The organism is Paracoccus sp. J55 (genome assembly GCF_000513975.1).
GTDB lineage: Bacteria > Pseudomonadota > Alphaproteobacteria > Rhodobacterales > Rhodobacteraceae > Paracoccus.
In genome coordinates this window covers 59,938-82,914 of the sequence record NZ_AZVA01000006.1, presented here as the reverse complement: position 1 = coordinate 82,914, position 22,977 = coordinate 59,938, and the positions used below count along the sequence as shown (strand labels likewise).

Below are 22,977 nucleotides of genomic sequence, written 5' to 3'. Positions count from 1 at the left end.
CCCTTGTTGTCAGCCGGTCTCGGCCAGAAGGCCGCGTCCTTTCAACAAAGCGTGAACCCCCGGTTTTCGTTCCCTGAATTTCAACCAAAGTTCGTCGGCCGGCAAAGAATCGCCTTTGGAAAGAATCCATTGCTCCAGCCGCCGCGCGGTTTCCGGGTCGAAGGCGTCGCCCTTTTCCAGGAAAGCCTCGAAAGCGTCCGCATCCATCACCTCGGACCACATGTAGCTGTAATAGCCGGCGCTGTAGCCGTCGCCGGAAAACACATGCGCGAAATGCGGCGTGGCGTGGCGCATCGGAACAGCCGCGGGCGCGCCCAGATCGGCCAGCACCTCGGCCTGCCGCGCCATGGGGTCGGCAGGCGGCGCGCCGCGATGGAAGGCCAGATCGACCAGCGCGCTTTCCAGATATTCGGTCGTGGCGAAACCCTGATCGGCATTGCGCGCCGCCAGGATGCGGTCGCGCAGATCGGCAGGCAGCGGCGCGCCGGTCTCGGCATGGCGGGCGTGGCGGTCCAGCACCTCGGGCTGTTCCAGCCAATGCTCGAACAGCTGGCTGGGCAATTCGACGAAATCCCGCGCGACCGAGGTGCCCGACATCGAGGGCCAGGTCACGTCCGACAGGATGTGATGCAGCGCGTGGCCGAATTCGTGGAACAGCGTATGCGCATCGTCCCAGGACAGATAGGCCGGCTGGCCATCCGCCTCGGGCGGGGTGAAGTTGCAGATATTGGTGACGATGGGGCGCTGCCCGCCGCCGATCTTGTGCTGCTGCTGCAGCGAGGAACACCAGGCGCCCGAACGCTTGCTGGGCCGGGCGAAGTAATCGCCGACGAAGACGGCGAGGCGCCGGCCGTCGCGCGTCACCTCCCAGGCCCGAGCCTCGGGCGACCAGAGCGGCGCCTCGAACTCGCGCATCTCGATGCCGAACAGCCGCTGGGCCGTGTCGAAGACCGCGCCGAGCATGGCCTCCAGCGTCAGGTAGGGCTTGACCTCGGCCTCGTCCAGATCGTGCTCGGCCTTGCGCCGCCGCTCGGCGTAGAAGCGCCAGTCCCAGGGCTCCAGCGCGCCGTTCACCCCGTCCTCGCGCAGCATCTCGGTCAGCCGGGCGGCATCGGCCTCGACCCGGGCCCTGGCGGCGGCCCAGACCTCGGTCAGCAGCGCCTCGACGTTTTCGGCCGTCTTCGCCATCTCGGGCTCCAGCTTGTAGCTGGCGAAATCCGCATAGCCCAGAAGCCGGGCGCGCTCGTGGCGCAATTGCAGGATCTCGGCGGCGATGGGGCGGTTGTCCGTCGCGGCCCCGCCCGCGCCCTGGCCGGAACCGCGCGCGGTCCAGGCCCGCCAGGCAGCCTCGCGCAGGGCGCGTTCCTCGGAATATTCCAGGAAGGGCACGATCAGCGAGCGGTTCAGCGTCACCACCTGCCCCGGCATCCCGCGTTCGCGCGCCGCCGCCCGCATGGCGCGGACCAGCCAGTCCGGCAGGCCGGCCAGCTGGTCGTCGGCCATGGCCATGACGAAGTCGCGCTCGTCCGTCAGCACGTTCTGGGCGAATTCGGTGGACAGCACCGCCAGCCGTTCGCGGATCGCCATCATGCGCTCGCGCGCCGCGCCGGTCAGGCCCGCGCCGGCCCGGCGCAGCCCGCGCAGGGTCAGCTCGGTCAGGCGGCGGTCCTCGGGCGACAGCTCGTCGGCATCCTGCATCACCGCCTCGACCCGGTCGAACAGCCGCGGGTCCATGCTGACCTTGCTGCCATGCGCGGCCAGACGCGGGGCGATCCGGCGCTGCAGATCCTCGCGCGCCGGGTTGGAATCGACCCCGGTCAGGGTGAAGAAGACGGCGCAAAGCCGGTTCAGCGGCTCCTCGGCGGTTTCAAGCGCGGCGACGGTATTGCCGAAGCTGGGCGGCTCGGGATTGGCGGCGATGGCCTCGACCGCCTGTTCGGCCAGTTTCAGGCAGGCATCGAAGGCCGGGTCGAAATCCTCGTCGCGGATCAGGTCGAAACGCGGCAGGCCCAGGGGGCCGGTCCAATGCGTCAGTTCGGGGTTCATGCGAGCCTCCTTTTCCGGTTGGCCGCGAGTGTTTCAGCCTGCGCGGAAATGTCCAGAGCCGCAGGTCGGGCAATCGGCGCGTCGCGCGATCTTCATCAGCCGATTCTCGCCATAGAGCCCGTCAAAGATCAGCATGCGGCCGCGCAGGGGCTCGCCGCTGCCTGCGATCAGCTTGATCGCCTCCAGCGCCATCAGGCTGCCGACGACGCCCGGCAGCGGCCCGACGACGCCCGCCTCGGCGCAAGCCGGCGCCAGGCCCGGCGCCGGCGCCTGGGGGAAGATGCAGGTCATGCAGGGGGCGCCGTTGCTGGGATCCCAGACCGTCACCTGCCCCTCCCATTGCGCGATGGCGCCGGCCACCAGCGGCACGCCCGCCGCGACGCAGGCCGCGTTCACCGCGACCCGCGAGGCGAATGTGTCGGTGCCGTCCAGCACCAAGTCGTGCTCGGCGACCAGTGCGGCATCCGCTTCGGTGATGCGGCGGTTCAGCGCCGCGACCGCGACATGCGGATTCAGCGCCAGCATCGCATCGCGCGCCGCCTCGGCCTTGGGACGGCCGTCGTCGGCGCTGCGGAAGATCACCTGCCGCTGTAGGTTCGACAGGCCGACGCGATCGTCGTCGGCGACGGTGATCCGCCCGACGCCGGCCGCCGCCAGATACAGGCAGACCGGCGCCCCCAGCCCACCCGCGCCGACGACCAGCACGCGGGCGCGCTTCAGCGCCGCCTGTCCCGGCCCGCCCAGCTCGCGCAGCACGATATGGCGGGCATAGCGGTCCAGTTCAGGATCGGACAGCGGGCCGGATTGCGGGGGCGGTTGCGGGGATTCGGGCAGGGGGACGGCGCGGCGATGCAGTTGCCGCAGCAGCAGGCGATAGCCCAGCACCAGCGCCACCACGCCGCCGCTCAGCGCCCAGAGACGGGCATCGCCGCCGACCAGGCGCGCGGCCGCGCTGCCGGGCGCCAGCACCAGGGCCGCGATGGCCGCCAGCCACAGCGCCGCCACGCCGGCCCAGCCGCGCCAGTCCGGCCAGCCGAGCAGGCGCGCCGCGACCAGCACGGCGAGCATGAGGGCAAGGATCAGCACAGGCTCAGGCCCGCCCGGTCGAGCCGAAGCCGCCTTCGCCGCGCGCGGTCTCCTCCAGCGCCTCGGCCGCGACCCAGGCGGCTCGGGTCACCGGGGCGACGACGGCCTGGGCGATGCGCTCGCCATGGTGGACGGTATAGGGCAGCGGGCCGAGGTTGATCATGATCACTCCCAGCGGCCCGCGATAGTCGCTGTCGATGGTGCCGGGGGTGTTGGGCAGGGTCACCCCGTGCTTCAGCGCCAGGCTGGAGCGCGGGCGGACCTGCATCTCGTAGCCTTCGGGGATCTGCACGCGCAGGCCGGTCGGCACCAGTCGGATCTGGCCGGGATCGAGCACCAGCTCGCCCCCGCCCAGATCGGCGCGCAGGTCGGCACCGGCCGCGCCCGGGGTCTGGTATTCGGGAAGGGGCAGCGCCGGGTCGGCGCCCGGTTCGCGCAGAACCAGAATCGTCACCTCGGCAGCCATCCCAGAGCCCCCTTATTTCGGCGAGATCATCATGATCATCTGGCGCCCTTCCAGCTTGGGCATCGATTCGACCTTGCCCGCCTCGCCGATATCGGCGGCGACGCGGTTCAGAAGCTCGAGCCCCAATTGCTGGTGCGCCATTTCGCGGCCCCGGAAGCGCAGGGTGATCTTGACCTTGTCGCCCTCGGCCAGGAACTTCATCACCGAGCGCATCTTGACGTCGTAATCATGGGTATCGGTCCCGGGACGGAACTTGATCTCCTTGATCTCGATGATCTTCTGCTTCTTGCGGGCCTCGGCCTCGCGCTTTTGCTGTTCATACTTGAACTTGCCCAGGTCCATGATCTTGCAGACCGGGGGCGTGGCATTCGGCGAGATCTCGACAAGATCCAGCCCGGCTTCCTGTGCAAGCTCCAGACCGCGGGCGGGTGTCACGACACCGATATTCTCGCCTTCGGGACCGATCAGGCGGATTTCGGCGACTCGGATGCGCTCGTTGACGCGGGGGCCGGTGTCACGGGGGGGCGGAGCGTTATGCGGTCTGCGGGCTATGGCTGTCTTCCTTGTATTGCCGGGGTTTCGCGCGGTTAAATAGTCCTGCGCAGGCGCATTTTCAACCGGATTCGATGGGGCGGAGCAAGGTTTGCCGACCCCCGCCCCAGTTTCGCGCGTCGGTTGACCCGCGCCCCCGCGTCCGGCCCGCGCCGGCGCCGCCGGGACGCTTTTCCCCCCTGCAACGGCATGGCATAGAGGGCGTGAGGCGCCGCAGCCCTGACGGAGAAACCGATGCAGAAAATCCTGGCCGTGATCGTGATTCTTGCCCTGGCGCTTGGCGGGCTTTGGCTCTGGAACGGCGGCCACCTGGCCCGGCTGACCGCAACCGCGCCCGAAGCGCCGCCGCCCGCGCCCGAGCAGAGCGCTGCGCAGGACAAGGCCAATGCCGCTGCCGATGCCGCTGCCGACGCGGCAGCCATCGCCACCGATGCGGCGGCCGAGGCCTCGGCTGCGGCCGAGCAGGCGGCAGTCGGCCCAGCCGGCTCTGCCGCCGAGCAGGCCGAGGCCGCAGCCGAAGCGGCCATCGCCGCCGCCGACCGCGCCGCGGATGCCGCGGCCACCGCCAGCGCCACGCCGGAACAGGCCGAGGCCGCAGCCATCGCCGCCGGGACCGCCGCCCGCGAGGCCGCCATGGCCACGCGCGAGGCTGGCAGCGCCGCCGGCGAGGCGGCCGGGATCGACGCCGCCCTGACCCCGCAGGGCTTCGACGCCGCCCGTGTGCGCGCCATCATCGACGCATCGGCGCTCTCGGACGAACGCAAGGCGGCGCTGGCCGCCCTGCTGGACCGCGCCGCCCAGGAGGACCCGGCGGCGCTGGCGCAGGCGCTTGAGCAGATCAGGGCCGCCCTGCCATGAGCTTTCCCGGCCTGGACGATTTCCTCAGAAGCGCGCGCGACAGGCTGGCCAAGGGGCCGATCGCGCTTTTGCTGGTCGAGGACGAGGCGGTCCTGCAGCAGACGCTGGCGCATCACCTCAAGGCCGGGTTCAAGCTGATCCTGGCGCTGTCGCCCGAACCGCTGCCCGCCCATGCCATCCCCGACGGCGGCGGCGAAAGGATCGTCAACCTGCGCCACGATTCCCGGCGCGGACGTGCCCATGTCGCGGCGGTCAATGCGCTGATCGAGGCGGCGCCGGCCGATACCTGGCTTTACTACGGCTATAACGCGGAATTCCTGTTCTATCCGTTTTCGGAAAGCCGCACCGTGGGCGAGATGCTGGCCTTTCACGCCGAAGAGCGCCGGCGGGCCATGCTGACCTATGTCGTCGACCTCTACGCCCCGGACCTGGAGCGTTTCCCCGACGCGGTCAGCCTGAACGAGGCGATGTTCGACCGCACCGGCTATTACGCGCTCGGCCGCACGGACCGCGAGGGCCGGCACAAGGAGCGGCAGCTGGACTTCCACGGCGGGCTGCGCTGGCGGTTCGAGGAGCACATGCCGCCCGACCGCCGCCGCATCGACCGGATCGCGCTGTTCCGCAGCCAGCCGGGGCTGCGGCTGCTGCCCGACCATCGCTTCAACATCGAGGAATACAACACCTATGCCTGCCCCTGGCACAACAACCTGACAGCGGCCATCGCGTCCTTCCGGGTGGCCAAGGCGCTGGCGAAGAACCCCGGCTCGCGCGGGCATATCCAGACCTTCCGCTGGCGGAACTCGCATCCCTTCCGCTGGAATTCGCAACAGCTGATGGACCTGGGCCTGATGGAGCCGGGCCAGTGGTTCTAGATCCCGTCTGGCTGGCCCGGCGCGAGCCGCGCCGCCGCCCCGCCGACGATTTCCGCGACGAGGGCGACGTGGATTATGCCCGCGTCATCCATTCCGCCGGGTTTCGCCGGCTGCAGGGCAAGACGCAGATCCTGAACCTGGGCGACAGCGATTTCTACCGCACCCGCCTGACCCATTCGCTGGAGGTGGCGCAGATCGCCGGCGGGCTGGTCCAGCAATTGCAGGGGACATTCCCCCACCATCCCGCCACGGCCGCCCTGCCCGGCCGCAGCATGATCCAGGCCATCGCCTGCGCGCATGACCTGGGCCATCCGCCCTTCGGCCATGGCGGCGAGGTGGCGCTGAACTGGTGCATGCGCGATGCCGGCGGTTTCGAGGGCAATGGCCAGACCCTGCGCCTGCTGGCGCAACCGGCCGATGCGGCGCCCGAGCCCGGCGTGAACCTGACGCGCCGCAGCCTGCTGGGGGTGCTGAAATATCCCGCAAGCTGGTCGCGGCTGCAGAACCCGGCGCTGCGCCCGCGCCTGCACGACACGCTCTCGGTGCTGCGCAGCATCGACGCGGCGGCCTCGACGCCGCCGAAATGCCATCTCGACGGCGAGACGGGCGTGGTGGACTGGATCCTTGCCCCGCTTGTCCCCGAGGACCGGCTGCGCTTTGTCGCGGTCCGGCCGCGGGCCGGCGGCCATGCCACGACGCTGCACAAGTCGCTGGATTGCAGCATCATGGATGTGGCCGACGACATCGCCTATGGCGTCCACGACCTCGAGGACGCCGTCGCGCTGGGGCTGGTCTCGGCCGAGGAATTCCGCGCCGCGGTGACGCCGGAACTCGCCGACGCCTTCGACCATGGCGGATTGATGGCGCAGCTGTTCGGCCCGCCTGCGGACCGCAAGAGCTGCATCGGCGCGCTGGAGCATCATTTCATCGGCGCCGTCCGCTTCCGCGAGGAGCCCGGCTTCCGCGAGCCGCTGCTGCGCCATCGCGTCGAGCTGGCCGAGACGCCGCGCCGCCTCCTGGGTGCGCTGAAGGGTTTCATCTTCGACCGGGTGATCCGCAGCGCCGGAGTGCAGCAGCTGGAATTCAAGGGCCAGGCGATGGTGGTCGAGGTCTTCGAGGCGCTGCGCTCGGACCCCGAACGGCTGCTGCCCGGCGAATGGCGCGCACGCTTCGCCGAGGCCGAGGGCGAAAGCGGCAACGGCCTGCGCATCATCTGCGATTGCGTCGCCGCCATGACCGACACCGCCTTGCTGCGGACCTATGAGCGGCTGTTCGCGCCGCGCATGGGTTCGGTCTTCGACCGGCTCTAGGCGGCGCTGACCCGCCAGATCACGTCGCCCACGTCATCGGCCATCAGAAGCGACCTGCCGTCCGGGCCGATGGCAACGCCGACCGGGCGGCCATAGGAATATTTCTCGTCCTCGGACAGGAAGCCCCAGAGGATGTCGCGCGGCGGCCCCGAGGGGCGGCCGTCCCGGAAGGGCACGAAGATCAGCTTGTAGCCTGACAGCGTCGAGCGGTTCCAGGACCCGTGCTGGCCGATCACCATGCCGTCCGGAAAACCCGGCAGCGTGCCCTCGGGCATCCAGCACAGGCCGAGCGAGGCGGTATGCCCGCCCAGGGCGTAATCGGGAGTGAGGGCCCGGGCGACCTCGGCCGGGTCCTGCGGCACGCGATCGTCCACGGTCCGGCCCCAATAGCAATAGGGCCAGCCGTAGAAACCGCCTTCCTGCACCGAGGTCAGGTAGTCGGGCGGCGTCTCGTCCCCCAGCCCGTCGCGCTCGTTCACCACGGTCCAGAGCGCGCCGGTCATGGGCTCCCAGGCCATGCCGACCGGGTTGCGCAGACCCGAGGCGAAGATGCGGGCCTTGCCGGTTTCCAGATCCAGCTCCCAGATCGCGGCGCGGCCTTCCTCGGCCTCCATGCCTTCGTCGGCGATATTGGTCAGCGAGCCGACGCCGCAATAAAGCCGCTTGCGGTCGGGCGAGACGATCAGGCTGCGCGTCCAGTGGCCGCCGGGCTTGAACTCGACCAGCCGCCGGCCCGGCCCGTCGAGGCGGGTCGCGCCCGGCTCGTAGGCGAAGGCCACGATGCCGTCGGTATTGCCGACGAAGAAGATGTCACCGACCAGGGCCATGCCGAAGGGCTGGCGCTGGCCCTCCAGGAAGACCTCGCGCGTTTCGGCCACGCCGTCGCCGTCGCCGTCGCGCCACAGCGTGATGCGGTTGGCGCTGGTTCCCAGCGCCCGGGCGCGGCGCATGGTGGCCTGCGCGGCGCGGTCGAGCAGCGATTTCGGCGGGCTCGCCTCTTGCAGCGCCTCGGCCACCAGCACATCGCCATTGGGCAGCACCTCGATCCAGCGCGGATGCTGCAGTTCGCGGGCGAAGGCGTTGACGCGCAGGCCGGGCGCGGCCTTGGGCAGCTGTCCCGGCGCCCAGCCCCGCGCGGTGGGCATCTTCAGGGTCATGATGCCCTGTTTCTTCGCCTCGGGGATCGCCGGGCTGCTGCCGAAGGCGGCCGTCCTGGGTGCGCCCATGCGTCGCACCAGCACCATCGCGCCGCCCACGAATGCCGTCGCCTTCGCCAGAAAATCCATGGGTTTCCTTCCTGTTTGCGCCAACAAGGCTAGCCGCGGGACGGCAAGGGTCAATCCCCGAATGCACGTCCCGGTGGTCCGGCCGGAAAAAACCGGCTATAGGCGCGAAAAACTGGTGCCGCCATGCCCGCTCCCTTCGACAGACCGGCCTCGGTCCCGGCCTTCGCGCTTTTCGCCCTGCTGCCCGGCCTGCTGCTGGCCGCGGCCTGTCTGTTCGGGGGGCCGTGGATCTGGGCGGCGCTGATCTGGATGGGCGGGGCCAGCCAGATCGTCGACACGGTGATCGCGCGCGGCTTCGCCGATCCCGGCCGCGACGAGGCACCGCCCGGGACCGACCTGCTGTCGGTGCTGCTGGCGCTGCTGCATTTCCTGCTGCTGGCGGGCGGGCTGGCCGCGCTGCTGCAGCCGGAGCTGGGCATGGCCTCGCGCATCGCCCTGTTCCTGGGGCTGGGGCTGTTCTTCGGCCAGGTCTCGAACTCGAACGCGCACGAGCTGATCCATCGCGGTTCGCGCGCGCTGTTCCGGCTGGGCGCGGCGGTCTATGTGACGCTGCTCTTCGGTCATCACAGCTCGGCGCATCGGCTGGTGCATCACCGCCATGTCGCGACGCCGCTGGACCCGAACACGGCCCGGCTGGGCGAGAGCTTCTGGCATTTCTTCCCGCGCGCCTGGGCCGGATCGTTCCGCGCCGGGCTGGCGGCCGAACGGGCGCTGTCGGCGGCCAGGCCCGGCCGGCCGAACCCCTATCTGGTCTGGATCGGCGGCGGGCTGGCCTGCTGTACGGTGGTGCTGCTGGTCTTGGGCCCTGCCGGGCTGGGCTGGTACCTGGGGCTTTGCCTTTATGCGCAGATGCAGATGATGCTGGCCGATTACGTCCAGCATTACGGGCTGGAGCGCGCCCGGCGCGCGGACGGGCGCTATGAGCCGGTCGGACCGCGCCACAGCTGGGACGCGCCGCATTTCCTGTCCTCGCTGATGATGGTGAATGCGCCGCGCCATTCCGACCACCACGCCCATCCCGGCCGCGCCTATCCGGCGCTGCGGCTGGAGCGGGCCGGGAAACCGCGGCCGATGCTGCCCTGGTCGCTGCCGGTGATGGCGGCCCTTGCCATGTGGCCGCGGATCTGGCGGCGGGTCATGGACCGGCGGGTCATGCGGATGCGGGGCTGAACGGGCAAGGGCGGCGCGGGTGGCGCCGCCCTTGGGTATTTGGAGAGCGAAGAAGTCTTAGCCCCGCGCCTCGCGGATCAGCGCCGCAAGATGCTCGGTCGAGGGGTCGTGGCCGGGGGCGGGCTGGCCGTCCAGCAGCGGCGCCACCTTCAGGGCCAGTTCCTTGCCGAGTTCGACCCCCCATTGGTCGAAGCTGTTGATGCCCAGGATGACGCCCTCGGCGAAGACCCGATGCTCGTAGAGCGCGACGATCTGGCCCAGCGTGTAGGGGTCGAGTTCCGGGATCAGCAAGGTGGTCGAGGGGCGGTTGCCGGGGAAGACGCGGTGGCGGGCCTGGCGTTCCAGCTCGGCGCCGGTCAGGCCCTTGGCCTGCATGAGCGCCCGGGCCTCGTCCAGCGAGCGGCCGCGCATCAGCGCCTCGGATTGCGCGAGGCAGTTGGCAATCAGCAGCAGGTGATGATGCGCAAGCTCGGGCTCGTGTCCGCGGGCGGCGACGATGAATTCGCAGGGCACGATGGCGGTGCCCTGGTGGATCAGCTGATAGAAGGCGTGCTGGCCATTGGTGCCCGGCTCGCCCCAGACCACCGGGCCCGAGGGGACGGTCAGGTCGCTGCCGTCCATGGCCACGCGCTTGCCGTTCGATTCCATTTCCAGCTGCTGCAGATAGGCCGGCAGGCGGCCGAGGCGGTTGTCATAGGGCAGCACGGCGCGGGTGCCGTAGCCGCAGATCTGGTGGTGCCAGATGCCGACCAGCGCCAGGATCACCGGCAGGTTTTCCGCCAGCGGGGCCTGGCGGAAATGCCGGTCCATGGCCGCGCCGCCGGCCAGGAAGCGGTCGAATTCGTCCGGGCCGATGGCGATCATCAGCGACAGGCCGATCGGCCCCCACATGGAATAGCGGCCGCCGACCCAATCCTCGAAGCCGAAGACGCGGGCCTCGTCGATGCCCCATTCGGCGGTCCGGGCGGTGGCCGAGGACAGCGCGGCGAATTGCGCCGCCGGCTGCGCCACGGTCTTCGCCATCCAGTCCAGCGCGGTTTTCGCGTTGGTCATGGTCTCGATGGTGGTGAAGGTCTTGGAGGCGACGATCACCAGCGTCGTCGCGGGGTCGAGCCGGGCAATGGTATCGGCGATGTCCGCCCCGTCCACGTTCGAGACGAAATGCACCCGCGGGCCGTCATGCCAGGGCGAAAGCGCCCGCGTCGCCATGGCCGGGCCGAGGTCCGAGCCGCCGATGCCGATATTGACCACATCGGTGATCTTGCCGCCCTGCCCCGCGAAGCTGCCGTCCCGGACGGCATCGGCAAAGGCGCGCATGCGGGCATGGGTGGCGCGCACCTCAGGCATCACGTCGCGGCCGTCCACCGTTACGCTGGCGTCGAGATTGCGCAGCGCGGTGTGCAGCACGGCGCGATCCTCGGTCTCGTTGATGCGCTGGCCGGTGAACATGGCCTCGCGGCGTTCCGGAACCGGCGCGGCGAGGTCCAGCAGCAGGTCGCGGGCGCGCGCGTCGATGGTGGTCTTGGACCAGTCCAGCACCAGCCCTTCGGCGCTGGTCGAAAAGGCGGCGGCGCGGGCCGGATCGGCGGCGAACAGCGCCTCGATCCGCAGCGCGCCCTGGGAGTTGCGGTATTCTGTCAGTCTGGTCCAGGTATCGGTCATCTCACTCTGCCCAATGCACGGTGATGTCGCCAAGAAAGGCGCGGATCGGCGCCTCGGTCGGGTCGAGGCCCTGCGCGCGCTCGAAAGCCTCGCGCTTGTCGGCGCCGGCGATCAGCAGATGGGTGTTGATCGCGCCCTTCAGCGCCGAGGCGGTCAGGGTGATCCGCGGCTCGTCCTTGATGCTGTTGACGGCCATCACCGGCGGCGCGTCGGAGGCCAGCGCCAGAACGGTCTCGGAAGCCGCGGGAAACAGGCTCGCCGTATGCATGTCGGTGCCCATGCCTAAAAGCAGCACGGTCAGCGGCAGATGCGGGGCGATGGCCTCGGACAGGGCCGGCACCGCATCCTCGGGGCGCTCGTCGCCGGTATAGAGGTCGAGGTAATTGGCCGCGGCGGCCTTGTCCTTCAGCAGGTGGCGGCGCAGCAGCCGGCCGTTCGAACGGACATGCTCGCCATCCACCCAGCGTTCGTCGTTGAGCAGCACGGTGACGCGCGGCCAGTCGATCTCGCTGCCCGAAAGATAGTCATAAAGCGGCGCCGGGGTGGTGCCGCCCGGCACGCAGAGGCTGGCGCCGTCGTTCACCCGCAGATGCTGCGACAGCTGGCCCGCCAGCCGGTCGGCCAGCGCCAGGAACAGCATCTCGCGGTCGGCATATTCGATGAACTCCATGGTCATGGCCTGATCTCCCTCCAGCGGCGGTTGTCGCGATGCAGCAGGCGCAGCGCCTCCTCGGGGCCGCTGGAACCGGGATCGTAGGGCTCGGGCCGTTTCGAGCCGGCCTCCCAGGCGGCGATGATCGGGTCGGTCCAGGCCCAGGCGGCCTCGACCTCGTCGCCGCGCATGAACAGGGTCTGGTTGCCGCGGATCACGTCCATGATCAGCCGCTCATAGGCGTCCGGCATGTCGGTGCCATCGGCCCCAAGCGCAACCGCGAAGCTCATGTCCAGCGGCACCTGCACCAGGCGCATGCCGCCCGGCCCCGGCTCCTTGATCATCACGGTCAGGTGCATGCCCTCGTTCGGCTGCAGCTTGATGACCAGCTGGTTGGCCTTGTGCGTGCCGCCATCGTCGAAGATCGAATGCGGCGGCTCTTTGAAGGTCACGACGATCTCGCTGGTGCGCGCGCGCAGCCGCTTGCCGGTGCGCAGGTAGAAAGGCGTGCCGGTCCAGCGCCAGTTGGCGATCCGCACCTTCAGCGCCACGAAGCTTTCGGTGCGCGAGGCCGGATTCTCGGCATCCTCCAGATAGCCCGGGCCCTCGGGGCCGGCCAGATACTGGCCGCGCACGATATCCTCGGGGGCAAGCGGTTCCAGGGCGCGGATCACCTTGAGCTTCTCGTCGCGCACCGCACCGGGATCGAAATGATAGGGCGGCTCCATGGCGGTCAGGCACAGCAGCTGCATCAGGTGGTTCTGCACCATGTCCCGCATGGCGCCGGAATGGTCGTAATATTCGCCGCGCCCGCCGACGCCCACCGTCTCGGCCACGGTGATCTGGACATGGTCCACATATTGCGCGTTCCACAGCGGCTCGAACAGGATGTTGGCGAAGCGCACCGCCATCAGGTTCTGGACGGTTTCCTTGCCCAGGTAATGGTCGATCCGGTAGATCTGGCTTTCGTCGAAATGCCGGGCCAGCGTCGCGTTCAGCGCGCGCGCGGTGGCGAGGTCCCGGCCGAAGGGCTTTTCGACCACGATGCGGCTCTCGGCATCGGCGATGCCGTTGCCGGCCAGGCGCTCGGCGATATCGCCGAACAGCGCCGGCGCCACCGAGAAGTAGAAGGCATGCACCACCCCCGGCCGCACCCGCGCCTTGAGCTCGGCCCAGCCGTCGGTGCCGCGCGCGTCGATGGCGACATAGCCCAGCATGTCCAGGAAGGCCGCAAGCTGCGCCTGATCCTGGCCTGGGCCGATAAACTCCTCGATCGCGGCACGCATCTCGGCGCGGAACGCTTCGTCGTCCTGGCGGGTGCGGGCCGCGCCAATGATGCGGGCGCTGGCCGGCACCTGCCCCGCCATGAACCGCCGATAGAGGCCGGGCACGATCTTGCGCCGGGCCAGGTCGCCGGTGGCGCCAAAGATCACCAGGTCGAAATCCTCAACCGGAATGATGCGTGAAACCATCGCTGCCTCCTCATCGCTGATCTGCCGATTAGCCGATGTTAGCGGTAACATCAAGTCCTGCAATCCGATCCTCATTTCAGTCCTGGCCCCGTCGGGGGAAGGTATCCGCCGAATGCGACGGAAATGTCGCGGTTTCCGGGCTTTCCAGCCGGGCGATGGCCTTGGCAAGGCGCGGCAGCCGGGCGCGCCGCATCAGTTCCTTGCGGCCGAGCTCGCCTCCGGCGGCGCGAGCCCGGGCCTCGGTGGCCTCGATGGCCGCCAGCACGGTGTCGGGCGCCCTCAGGTAAAGGTCGCGCAGGAATTCATCGGGATGAATCGCCCGCAATCCGACCGAGGCCAGCGCACGGGGTGGAAAGTCGCGCAGATTCGCGGTGATGACGCTGTCAGCCCCGGCCGCCAGCGCGCATTCGACCACATGCCGGTCGGCCGGATCGGGCAGGTCAAGGCCGCCTGCCGCCTGCCCCGGCTCGACCAGCGCCTGCGGAAAGCGCGATTCCAGCAGCGCGATCTCGACCCCGGCCTCGGCGCCCTGGCGGGTGGCGGCATGGCGCCACTCGTCCAGGATGCGGCACGACCAGACCGGCTGGAACAGCCCCGCCGCCGCCGTGTCGATCAGGATTTCCCGCAACACGGTCGGGAACAGCACGCAGGCGTCCAGAACCGCCCTCATCCGTCCAGCCGGAAGAACAGCGCCTTGAGATAGCCGGTCTCGGCCAGCTGGGGCAGCGTCGGATGGTCCGGCCCGGCCTGGCCGGTATGCAGCAGCTGCATCCGCCGCCCGCCGCGGCCGATGCCGCGGGCGCTGGCATTGCGAAAGGCGGCCAGGTCGGCGGCATGGCTGCAGGAACACAGGCCCAGATAGCCGCCCGGCGCCACCAGCGGCGCGGCCAGCTTCGCCACCCGCTCATAGGCGCGCAGGCCCGCCTCCAGCGCCGGTTTCGAGGGCGCGAAAGCCGGCGGATCGCAGATCACCAGGTCGAAACGTGCGCCCTCGGCGGCCAGCGCCTCCATCTGCTCGAAGGCGTCGCCCTGGCGGGTGGCCAGCCGCGCCTCGGCCCCCATGGCGCGCGCGCCGCCCCGCGCCAGGTCCAGCGCCGCGGCCGAGCCGTCGACGCAGGTGGCATGGGTCGCCCCCGCCGCCAGCGCCGCCAGGCCGAAGCCGCCGACATGCGAGAACACGTCCAGCACGCGCTGGCCGCGCGCCAGCCGCTGCGCAAAGGCATGGTTGGGGCGCTGGTCATAGAACAGCCCGGTCTTCTGCCCCTGCGTCAGGTCGGCGAGGTAGATCGCGCCGTTCATCGGCACCTCGACCGGGCCGGGAACCTCGCCCGACAGCAGCTCCATCCGCTCGGGCAGGCCCTCCAGCCCGCGCGCCCGGCCCTGCCCGTTCAGGACCACCGTCGAGACGCCCGCGACCTGGCGCAGCGCCGCGGCGATCTCCCCGACCATGCGTTCGGCCCAGGCGGCGTTGGGCTGGATCACTGCGGCATCGCCGAAACGGTCGATGATGGTGCCGGGCAGCCCGTCGGCCTCGGCATGGACCAGCCGGTAGAAGGGCGCGTCGAACAGCCGTTCACGCAGCGCCAGCGCCCGCTGCAACCGCGCGGCGATCCAGTCGCGGCCGATCCGCACCTGCGGGTCGGGGTCCATGACGCGGGCGATGATCTTCGATTCGGGGTTTACCGTCACCAGCCCCAGCGGCCGGCGCTCGGCATCCTCGAGCAGGGCGAAGCTGCCGGGCGGGATCGCCCGGGTGCGCCGGTCGGTCACCAGCTCGTCGGCAAAGACCCAGGGAAAGCCGTGGCGGATCGCCTGCGGCTTGGATTTCGGGCGCAATCGGATGATGGGCAGATCGGCGGTCATGGCGGCCTCGTGCAAAACGCGGCAGGATTGCCACGGCAAGCGTCCGCGGGCAAGAGCAGGCCGGTTGCAATGTTACCGCTAACAGGATACATTGGCGCCAAAGGAGAAGCGAGCCATGACCCTGCACGCCACCATCGACCGGGTGACCGACCGCATCCGCGAGCGTTCGATCCATAGCCGCAGCGCCTATCTGGCCAAGATCGCCCGCGCCGCCGAAGAAGGGCCGCGCCGCGCCCATCTGTCCTGCGGCAACCAGGCCCATGCCTATGCCGCCATGCCCGACAAGCAGGATCTTGCCACCACCCGCAAGCCCAACATCGGCATCGTCACCGCCTATAACGACATGCTCTCGGCCCACCAGCCCTATGAGCGTTACCCCGACCTGATCCGGCAGGCCGCCCATGTGGCGGGCGCCACGGCGCAGGTGGCGGGCGGGGTGCCGGCGATGTGCGACGGCGTGACCCAGGGCCGGCCGGGGATGGAGCTGTCGCTGTTTTCCCGCGACGTGATCGCGCTGGCCTCGGGTGTGGCGCTGACACATGACGTCTTCGACGCGGCGCTTTACCTGGGCGTCTGCGACAAGATCGTGCCGGGGCTGATCATCGCTGCCGGCACCTTCGGCCATATCCCGGCGGTCTTCGTGCCGGCCGGGCCGATGCCCTCGGGCCTGCCCAATGACGAGAAATCCAAGGTCCGCCAGCAATTCGCCACCGGCGAGGTCGGGCGCGAGGCGCTGATGGCAGCCGAGATGGCCAGCTATCACGCGCCGGGGACCTGCACCTTCTACGGCACGGCGAACACCAACCAGATGCTGATGGAGTTCATGGGCCTGCACCTGCCCGGTTCCAGCTTCGTCAATCCGAACACGCCCCTGCGCGAGGCGCTGACCAGCGCCGCCGTGCAGCGCGCCGCCGCGATCACCCGGCTGGGCAACGACTATCTGCCGGCGGGCGAGGTGCTGGACGAGCGCGCCTTCGTCAACGGCATCGTCGGGCTGATGGCGACCGGCGGCTCGACCAACCTGGTGCTGCACCTGCCGGCGATGGCACGGGCGGCGGGGGTGATCCTGGACCTCGAGGATTTCCACGACCTGTCCGAGACCGTGCCGCTGATGGCCCGGGTCTATCCCAACGGGCTGGCCGACGTGAACCATTTCCACGCCGCCGGCGGGCTCGGCTTCATGATCGGGCAGTTGCTCGAGGCCGGGCTGCTGCATCCCGACGTCAAGACCATCGCCGGCGGCGGGCTCGATCAATATGCCAGCGAGCCGAAGCTGAAGGACGGCCGGATCGAATGGGTCGAGGGCGCGCGCGAGACGCTGAACGACAAGATCCTGCGCCCGGCCGGCAATCCTTTCGCCGCCACCGGCGGGCTGAAGCAGCTGTCCGGCAATCTGGGCCGCGGCGTCATCAAGGTTTCGGCCGTGGCCCCCGAGCGCCATGTCATCGAGGCCCCGGCCCGCGTCTTCGCCGACCAGGAGGAGGTCAAGGCCGCCTTCAAGCGCGGCGAATTCACCGAGGACGTGATCGTCATCGTCCGCTTCCAGGGCCCGCGTGCCAACGGCATGCCCGAATTGCATTCGCTGACCCCGACGCTGGCGGTGCTGCAGGATCGCGGGCTGCGGGTGGCGCTGGTCACCGACGGCCGCATGTCCGGCGCCTCGGGAAAGGTTCCGGCGGCGATCCACATCTCGCCCGAGGCCGCCGATGGCGGGCCGCTGGCGCGGGTGCGGGACGGCGATCTTGTCCGGCTCGACGCGGCGCAGGGCACGCTGACCTGCCTGGCCGAGGGCTTCGAGGAGCGCGCGCCGGCGGAACACGACCCTTCGCGTTCGGCCGAAGGGCTGGGGCGGGAACTCTTCGCCGCCTTCCGCCGCCATGTCGGCCCGGCCACCGAGGGCGCGGCAGTGGTCGTCTGACCCGCCTGTGGACCGGTGCGGCGGATCAATGCTCGCCGCGCGTTGCGAGCAGCAGGCCAGCCTCGGTCTCGGCAGCTTCCGCCGGCCGCGGCCATGGACCGCCGGGCATGCGGCGCGGCAGGCGGATCACCTGTCCCATGCCGGCCGCCACCTCGGGCAGCACAAGGCGCAGCGGCCCGGCCTCCTCGGCCGCTTCGCGCAGGAACAGCACGTTCAGGCAGACCTGCCCCGCATCGTCGCGGATCGGGCAGATGCGGGCGTCCACCCGGAACCGCCGCCCCGACTTGGTCAATTGCGCCAGCCCATGAATGCGCGATTCGCGTCCCCCCGGCGCCTCCAGAACCTGCCGCAGCCGGTCCGGCGCCTTTTCCGAGGGGTCCAGAAGGATGACCACCGGCCGGCCGATCAGCTCTTCCCTGCGATAGCCGCACATGCCCAGACAGGTCTGGTTCACCGCCACGATATGCCCCCCAAGATCGAGGACGAGCACCGCGCGATGCGTGCCCATCGCGCGCATGGCCCATTCGAGGTCGTGGTCAAGCCGCTGGATGTCGGTCATCCGGAACTCCTGCAAAGGGTTTCCGGCAGCATCGCGCCAAGAGGCTAAGATTCCGTTAGCGCGCAGAGAATTTTTCTCAAGCTTCGGTCGGCGGACCGAAACGCTCGATCATCCGCTTGCGGATCTGGTCGCGCACGGTCCGGTATAGCGCCAGCTTGGCCTCGCGCCCCTCGGCCAGGCCGCTGGGATCCATGATCGGCCAATATTCCACGTCCAGATGAGAAACCCGCGTCAGCTCAAGGGCTTGCCTCTGGCTGGCCGGCGACAGCGCGATCACCAGGTCGAAGCTGCTCAGATCGTCGCCCCAGGCCTTCATCTCCTCGAAGGAGCGCGAGCGATGGGTGGAGAGCTCGACGCCGATCTCCTTGCAGACCGCGATGGCGAAGCCGTCGATCTCCATGTCGTTCCTGACCCCCGCCGACTGCACATAGGCGGCGCGGCCGTAGAACTTCTTCATCATTCCCTCGGCCATGGGCGAACGGATGGCGTTGTGATCGCAGCAGAACAGCACCGAATGGGGGATCTGTCCGGCCACGAATCACCCCGGGATGAGCGCGCAGATCAGCGTGAACAGGCGCCGCGCGGTGTCGATATCAACCTCGGCCTTGCCCTCCAGCCGCTCCTGCAGGGTGCGGGCGCCCTCGTTGTGGATGCCGCGCCGGGCCATGTCGATCGCCTCGATCTGCGCCGGCGGCAGGCGCTTCACAGCGTCGAAATAGCTGGTGCAGATCTGGAAGTAATCCTTGACCGTCTGCCGGAACGGACCCAGCGACAGATGGAACTCGGCCACCTTGCTGCCGGATTCGGTGGCGATGTCGAAGACCAGCCGCTTTTCGCGCACCGCCAGGGCCAGCGCATAGGGGCCGGCGGGAACCTCCTGCCCGTCGCGGCCGGGCAGGACGAAGCTGTTATCCTCGAGCAGGTCGAAGACCGCGACGCGGCGATCCTGCTCGATCTCGGGCGTGGCCGGGGGCAGCGCGCTGTCGTCGATGTCGATCCGGCATAGCCGGCCGGTGGTGGGCTGACTCATGACGTCCCCCCGTTCAGTGCCGCCAGCCGCGCCGAGACCGAGCGGCCATGCGCCGAAAGCCCCTCGGATTCGGCCAGCCGCACCGCGGACGGGCCGATCGCCCCCAGCGCCTCGGGCGACAGCCGGGCCATGGTGGTGCGCTTGAGGAAATCCATCACCGACAGGCCAGACGAGAACCGCGCCGACCGCGCCGTGGGCAGGACGTGATTCGGGCCGCTGACATAATCGCCCACCGCCTCGGGCGTCCAGCCGCCCAGGAAGATCGCCCCGGCATGGCGGGTCTTTTCCGCCAGCGCCTCGGGGTCGTCCACGCAAAGCTCCAGATGCTCGGGCGCCAGCCGGTCCGAGAGCGCCGCCGCCTCGTGGAGGTCGCGGGTCACGATCACCGTGCCATAGTCGCGCCAGCTCGCCCCCGCCACCGCGGCGCGCGGCAGGGTCGGCAGCAGCCGCTCCACCTCGGCCACCACGGCGCGGGCGAGCGCCTCGTCCGGGGTGATCAGGATCGACTGGGCATCGGCATCATGCTCGGCCTGCGCCAGCAGGTCCAAGGCCAGCCATTCCGGGTTCTGCGCGCCTTGGGCGATGATCAGCACCTCGGAGGGCCCCGCGATCATGTCGATGCCGACGCGGCCGAAGACCTGCCGCTTGGCCGCCGCGACATAGGCGTTGCCGGGGCCGGTGATCTTGTCCACCGGGCGAATGGTCTCGGTGCCATAGGCCAGGGCGGCGATCGCCTGCGCGCCGCCGATGCGATAGATCTCGTCCACCCCGGCCAGCTCGGCCGCCAGCAGCACCAGCGGGTTCACCACACCGTCGGGGGTCGGCACGCAGATCACCAGCCGCTCGACCCCCGCCACCCGCGCCGGGATGGCGTTCATCAGCACCGAGGAGGGATAGCTCGCCTGCCCGCCCGGCACATAGAGGCCGGCGGCCGCGACCGGCGTCCAGCGCCAGCCCAGAGTCGCGCCCTCGGGATCGGTCCAGCTGAGGTCGTCGGGCATCTGCCTTGCGTGATAGGCGCGGATGCGGTTCGCGGCCATGGCCAGCGCGGCGCGATCCTCGGCCGAGACCTTCCCGATCTCGGCGGCGATCTCCTCCTTCGAGAAAGCCAGTGTCTCCGCCGTCAGCGCCAGGCGGTCGAAACGCCCGGTCAGTTCGACCAGAGCGGCATCGCCCCGGCCGCGCACATCGGCGATGATCGCCGCCACGGCATCGTTCACGTCCGCCGCATCCTCGCGCTTCATGGACAGAAGCGCCGAGAAGCGTTCGGCAAAATCGGGTTGGGCGGTCGACAGATGGATGGGCATGGCTCGGGCCTTCAATGACCCGACCTTGTTAGCGGCTGCGGCCAAGGGGCTCAAGCCGCTATGGCTCGGCTGAACCTGTCCGTTCAGAGCCGGTTGTGCGGCCGGATTCGAGTATTTGTGAAACGGTGAAAGCCCTTCCCAGAAGAGCAAATTTGGCGTTTCACCGTTTTTCAAATACTCATGCAGCCGCGCAATCCTCGCGCCCTCCGGGAAGCAGGCGCCGCGGGATCAGCTGTCCGGATGCTGCGGCGCACGTCGCGAGGGGGCGATATAAGGTCGCGTCACGTCGCGCAGCTCGACATTCAGGCATTCCGCCTCGACGGCCAGCGTGCCGTCGCCGGCAAACTGCAGCAGCAGCAGGCCCGTGCCGTCCTCGCCCGCCTGCCATGTCACGGTCAGCAGCTCCAGGATCAGGTCCTTGTCCGTGCGGTCGATCCCGTCGCTCTGCACCCGCCGCACGTCCGAGACCAGCAGCACCGCGCGCACCCGCTCATAGGGGCGGCCGTCGCGGCGGGCGAGATCGGCATCCTCCCAGCGGAAACGGTTCAGGAGCAGGGCGAGCTGCCGGTGGCGGCCGTCATAGGCGATCTCGGTCACCGGCAGGATCGCGTCCTGCACCAGCGCCGAGATCACGGTCAGGTCGTCGGCATCGCTGGCCAGCAGCGCCAGCGGTGCGGGATCGGCATCGGTGAAACGGGCGTCAGCCATCGGCGGGAACCTCCTTGATGCGTTCGATATCGGCGCCGACACCGCGCAGCTTGCGCACGACCTTCTCGTAGCCGCGGTCGAGGTGATAGACGCGGCTGACGATGGTCTCGCCCTCGGCGGCGAGCCCGGCGAGGATCAGGCTGACCGAGGCGCGCAGGTCGGTCGCCATCACCGGAGCGCCGCGCAGCTTCTCGACGCCATGGACGGTGGCGTGGCCGCCATGGACCTCGATCCGGGCGCCCATGCGCGCCAGTTCCGGGGCATGCATGAAGCGGTTCTCGAAGATCTTCTCCTCCAGAACCGAGCTGCCCTCGGCGGTGCAAAGCAACGCCATCATCTGCGCCTGCAGGTCGGTCGGGAAGCCGGGAAAGGGTTCGGTCACCACGTCCACGGCGCGCACCCGGCCGTTCTTGCGCGAGACCTTGAGGCCGCGGGCGGTCTCGACCACCTCCACGCCGGCCGCGTCCAGCTTTTCGCAGAAGGCGGCGACCAGGTCGATGCGGCCGCCGAGGCATTCCACCTCTCCGCCGCAGATCGCCGGGGCGAGCATGTAGGTGCCCAGCTCGATCCGGTCCGTCACCACCGGATGCGTGGCGCCGCCAAGCGCCTGCACGCCCTCGACGGTGATGGTCGATGTCCCCTCGCCCTCGATCTGCGCGCCCATGCGGCGCAGGCATTCGGCCAGGTCGACGATCTCGGGCTCGCGTGCGGCATTGTTGATGACGGTGGTGCCGCGGGCCAGCGTCGCCGCCATCAGCGCGTTCTCGGTCGCGCCCACCGAGACCAGCGGAAAGTCGATCACCGCGCCCTTCAGCCCGCCCGAAGGCGCCTTGGCATGGACATAGCCCTCGCGCAGGTCGAGTTCCGCCCCCATCGCCTCCAGCGCGCGCAGGTGCAGGTCGACCGGGCGGGCGCCGATGGCGCAGCCGCCGGGCAGCGAGACCACGGCATGGCCGTCGCGCGCCAGCATCGGCCCCAGCACCAGGATCGAGGCACGCATCTTGCGCACGATGTCGTAATCGGCCCGATGGCTGGTCAGGTCGTGGCTCGACAGCGCCAGCACCTGCCCGTCCTGAAGACTCGCGACCTCGGCCCCCAGCGACTGCAGAAGCGCGGTCATGGTGCGGATGTCCGAGAGCCGGGGCGCATTGGTCAGCGTCAGCGGCTGATCGGTCAGCAGCGTCGCCGGCATCAGCGTCAGGCAGGCATTCTTGGCGCCGGCGATCGGGATCTCGCCCCTGAGCGGCCCGTTACCCCTTACAATGATCTGGTCCATCTAATCCTCGTTCCCGGGCGTCTGGCCGTTTGCCGGCATCTCTGGCCCGTGCTGCTCGTTCATCATGTCTTCTGCCGTCCCGGCCCGCGCGCGGCCCTGCGCCTTGCGCCGCGCGAGATTGGCCCGCAGCGCCGCCTTAAGCCGCGCTTCGCGTGTATCTCCCTTGGGATCGCGGGGTGTTTTCGTCATGCCTCCTGTTAGCGTCCTTGCCGGCTTGCGTCCAGCAGCGGCTGGGCCGGCCGGGCCGGATCGGCGACGATTGGCGAAATGCATTTTTCCGACACTTCCCCCTTGCGCGCCCGGCGCAGTCGGTCTAAAGCCCCGCCCACGATGCTGCGGTAGCTCAGTGGTAGAGCACTCCCTTGGTAAGGGAGAGGTCGAGAGTTCAATCCTCTCTCGCAGCACCATTTATCCACATATTACAAATAGATGGGCGCGGAACCACACGGATTCCAAAAGCTCACTGCGGAATTTGTGAGAGGACCCATCGTTCTCCTGTGCTATCCGCACATACGCGGATTCGCGACGTTCCTCGTAAATCAGCCGCCATGCATCGCCCTCATGGGTGCCGTGAGCCCGCGATCAGCTTTGCCATCGCGGCGGCCAAGGCGGCCTCCCGGCGCGCGCGCATCCGTCCTCTGCCCGCTTCGGTGCCTTCGCAGGTCTGCTTGCCGCTGTCGGAGGACGAGATCCCGTCTTTGACAGCCCGGATCACACAAGCCTCTTCCAAGCGTCGATGGCATAGGACCGCATGCCTCCCGCCTCTGCCGAACAACGACTGGTTTATCTGCTGGCTTTGACGCGCTCAGGCGCCGGCAAGAGGTTCTTCGGCGAACGCTAAAAGCACAAGAATTGATGAAAATTTAACGACTTTTCCACCGGAA

General features: G+C 69.4%; 22 protein-coding genes and 1 tRNA gene. 6 read left to right on the top strand and 17 right to left on the bottom strand.

All coding sequences use genetic code 11. The features are described from left to right. Nucleotides 1–9 precede the first annotated feature (9 nt). Genes PARJ55_RS0107870 through infC form a run of 4 tightly spaced genes read right to left on the bottom strand, consistent with a single transcriptional unit; the run spans nt 10 to nt 4,150 of the window. The gene (locus PARJ55_RS0107870) at nt 10–2,046 is read right to left on the bottom strand and encodes a M3 family metallopeptidase (protein WP_028712536.1); all 2,037 of its coding nucleotides are present in this window, start codon (nt 2,044–2,046) and stop codon (nt 10–12) included. A 33-nt stretch (nt 2,047–2,079) separates the two neighbouring features. Continuing rightward, the gene (locus PARJ55_RS0107865) at nt 2,080–3,114 is read right to left on the bottom strand and encodes a molybdopterin-synthase adenylyltransferase MoeB (protein WP_156929454.1); all 1,035 of its coding nucleotides are present in this window, start codon (nt 3,112–3,114) and stop codon (nt 2,080–2,082) included. A 22-nt stretch (nt 3,115–3,136) separates the two neighbouring features. Then, a complete protein-coding gene (gene dut / locus PARJ55_RS0107860; RefSeq protein WP_028712534.1) occupies nt 3,137–3,598 on the bottom strand; it encodes a dUTP diphosphatase in 462 nt (153 codons plus the stop codon). Between the two features lie 12 nt (nt 3,599–3,610). Beyond that, the gene (gene infC, locus PARJ55_RS0107855) at nt 3,611–4,150 is read right to left on the bottom strand and encodes a translation initiation factor IF-3 (RefSeq protein ID WP_028712654.1); all 540 of its coding nucleotides are present in this window, start codon (nt 4,148–4,150) and stop codon (nt 3,611–3,613) included. A gap of 234 nt (nt 4,151–4,384) precedes the next feature. Here infC and PARJ55_RS0107850 point away from each other — a divergent pair, with 234 nt between their 5' ends. From PARJ55_RS0107850 to PARJ55_RS0107840, 3 genes are read left to right on the top strand one after another with little or no spacing between them, the layout of a single operon-like run. Beyond that, nucleotides 4,385–5,008: a hypothetical protein gene (locus PARJ55_RS0107850; protein WP_028712533.1), complete on the top strand. Its 624-nt coding sequence runs from the start codon at nt 4,385–4,387 to the stop codon at nt 5,006–5,008. Further along, complete coding sequence (locus tag PARJ55_RS0107845) at nt 5,005–5,880, top strand: glycosyltransferase family 2 protein (protein WP_028712532.1); 876 nt, start codon at nt 5,005–5,007, stop codon at nt 5,878–5,880. The genes PARJ55_RS0107850 and PARJ55_RS0107845 overlap by 4 nt, the downstream gene beginning before the upstream one ends. After that, nucleotides 5,871–7,190 carry an anti-phage deoxyguanosine triphosphatase gene (locus tag PARJ55_RS0107840; protein ID WP_028712531.1) on the top strand — a complete coding sequence of 440 codons (1,320 nt, stop codon included), beginning with the start codon at nt 5,871–5,873 and terminating at the stop codon, nt 7,188–7,190. Before PARJ55_RS0107845 ends, PARJ55_RS0107840 begins: the two co-directional genes overlap by 10 nt. Here the strand turns inward: PARJ55_RS0107840 and PARJ55_RS0107835 are convergent. Beyond that, entirely contained in the window at nt 7,187–8,476 is a 1,290-nt protein-coding gene (locus tag PARJ55_RS0107835; protein WP_028712530.1) for a sorbosone dehydrogenase family protein, read from the bottom strand. The two genes, PARJ55_RS0107840 and PARJ55_RS0107835, sit on opposite strands and share 4 nt — an antisense overlap. Nucleotides 8,477–8,599: 123 nt before the next feature. Here PARJ55_RS0107835 and PARJ55_RS0107830 point away from each other — a divergent pair, with 123 nt between their 5' ends. Then, complete coding sequence (locus PARJ55_RS0107830) at nt 8,600–9,646, top strand: alkane 1-monooxygenase (protein ID WP_028712529.1); 1,047 nt, start codon at nt 8,600–8,602, stop codon at nt 9,644–9,646. A gap of 57 nt (nt 9,647–9,703) precedes the next feature. On the opposite strand, the gene pgi is transcribed toward PARJ55_RS0107830, so the two are convergent. The 5 genes from pgi to PARJ55_RS0107805 all read right to left on the bottom strand — a co-directional run bounded on the left by pgi (nt 9,704) and on the right by PARJ55_RS0107805 (nt 15,295). After that, on the bottom strand, nt 9,704–11,308 hold the full coding sequence (pgi, locus tag PARJ55_RS0107825; protein ID WP_028712528.1) for a glucose-6-phosphate isomerase: 1,605 nt from the start codon (nt 11,306–11,308) through the stop codon (nt 9,704–9,706). 1 nt (nt 11,309) lies between these two features. Then, nucleotides 11,310–11,984: a 6-phosphogluconolactonase gene (gene pgl / locus PARJ55_RS0107820; protein ID WP_036697114.1), complete on the bottom strand. Its 675-nt coding sequence runs from the start codon at nt 11,982–11,984 to the stop codon at nt 11,310–11,312. Further along, nucleotides 11,981–13,432: a glucose-6-phosphate dehydrogenase gene (gene zwf, locus PARJ55_RS0107815; RefSeq protein WP_028712526.1), complete on the bottom strand. Its 1,452-nt coding sequence runs from the start codon at nt 13,430–13,432 to the stop codon at nt 11,981–11,983. Before zwf ends, pgl begins: the two co-directional genes overlap by 4 nt. A 76-nt stretch (nt 13,433–13,508) precedes the next feature. After that, the gene (locus PARJ55_RS21620) at nt 13,509–14,102 is read right to left on the bottom strand and encodes an RSP_2648 family PIN domain-containing protein (protein ID WP_051416187.1); all 594 of its coding nucleotides are present in this window, start codon (nt 14,100–14,102) and stop codon (nt 13,509–13,511) included. After that, on the bottom strand, nt 14,099–15,295 hold the full coding sequence (locus PARJ55_RS0107805) for an RSP_2647 family RNA methyltransferase (protein ID WP_028712525.1): 1,197 nt from the start codon (nt 15,293–15,295) through the stop codon (nt 14,099–14,101). Before PARJ55_RS0107805 ends, PARJ55_RS21620 begins: the two co-directional genes overlap by 4 nt. A 115-nt stretch (nt 15,296–15,410) precedes the next feature. On the opposite strand from PARJ55_RS0107805, the gene edd reads away from it, so the two are divergent. Further along, complete coding sequence (edd, locus tag PARJ55_RS0107800) at nt 15,411–17,213, top strand: phosphogluconate dehydratase (protein ID WP_028712524.1); 1,803 nt, start codon at nt 15,411–15,413, stop codon at nt 17,211–17,213. 25 nt (nt 17,214–17,238) lie between these two features. Here edd and PARJ55_RS21615 read toward each other — a convergent pair whose 3' ends face one another. The 7 genes from PARJ55_RS21615 to PARJ55_RS24510 form a co-directional block, all read right to left on the bottom strand. Next, nucleotides 17,239–17,772, bottom strand: a complete 534-nt coding sequence (locus PARJ55_RS21615; RefSeq protein ID WP_051416186.1) for a PAS domain S-box protein — start codon at nt 17,770–17,772, stop codon at nt 17,239–17,241. 76 nt (nt 17,773–17,848) lie between these two features. Beyond that, entirely contained in the window at nt 17,849–18,307 is a 459-nt protein-coding gene (locus tag PARJ55_RS0107790) for a low molecular weight phosphatase family protein (RefSeq protein ID WP_028712523.1), read from the bottom strand. 3 nt (nt 18,308–18,310) lie between these two features. Next, nucleotides 18,311–18,802: a UPF0262 family protein gene (locus tag PARJ55_RS0107785; RefSeq protein WP_028712522.1), complete on the bottom strand. Its 492-nt coding sequence runs from the start codon at nt 18,800–18,802 to the stop codon at nt 18,311–18,313. Beyond that, complete coding sequence (hisD, locus tag PARJ55_RS0107780; protein WP_028712521.1) at nt 18,799–20,109, bottom strand: histidinol dehydrogenase; 1,311 nt, start codon at nt 20,107–20,109, stop codon at nt 18,799–18,801. Before hisD ends, PARJ55_RS0107785 begins: the two co-directional genes overlap by 4 nt. A gap of 228 nt (nt 20,110–20,337) precedes the next feature. After that, nucleotides 20,338–20,817 (bottom strand): DUF2948 family protein, encoded by a 480-nt coding sequence (locus PARJ55_RS0107775; protein WP_028712520.1) that lies wholly within the window; start codon nt 20,815–20,817, stop codon nt 20,338–20,340. After that, complete coding sequence (gene murA / locus PARJ55_RS0107770; RefSeq protein ID WP_028712519.1) at nt 20,810–22,093, bottom strand: UDP-N-acetylglucosamine 1-carboxyvinyltransferase; 1,284 nt, start codon at nt 22,091–22,093, stop codon at nt 20,810–20,812. The genes PARJ55_RS0107775 and murA overlap by 8 nt, the downstream gene beginning before the upstream one ends. Then, the gene (locus PARJ55_RS24510) at nt 22,094–22,282 is read right to left on the bottom strand and encodes a hypothetical protein (RefSeq protein ID WP_036713900.1); all 189 of its coding nucleotides are present in this window, start codon (nt 22,280–22,282) and stop codon (nt 22,094–22,096) included. Nucleotides 22,283–22,425: 143 nt separating this feature from the next. Between PARJ55_RS24510 and PARJ55_RS0107760 the strand changes: the two genes are divergently transcribed. After that, nucleotides 22,426–22,500, top strand: a tRNA-Thr gene (locus tag PARJ55_RS0107760). The last annotated feature ends 477 nt before the right edge of the window (nt 22,501–22,977 follow it).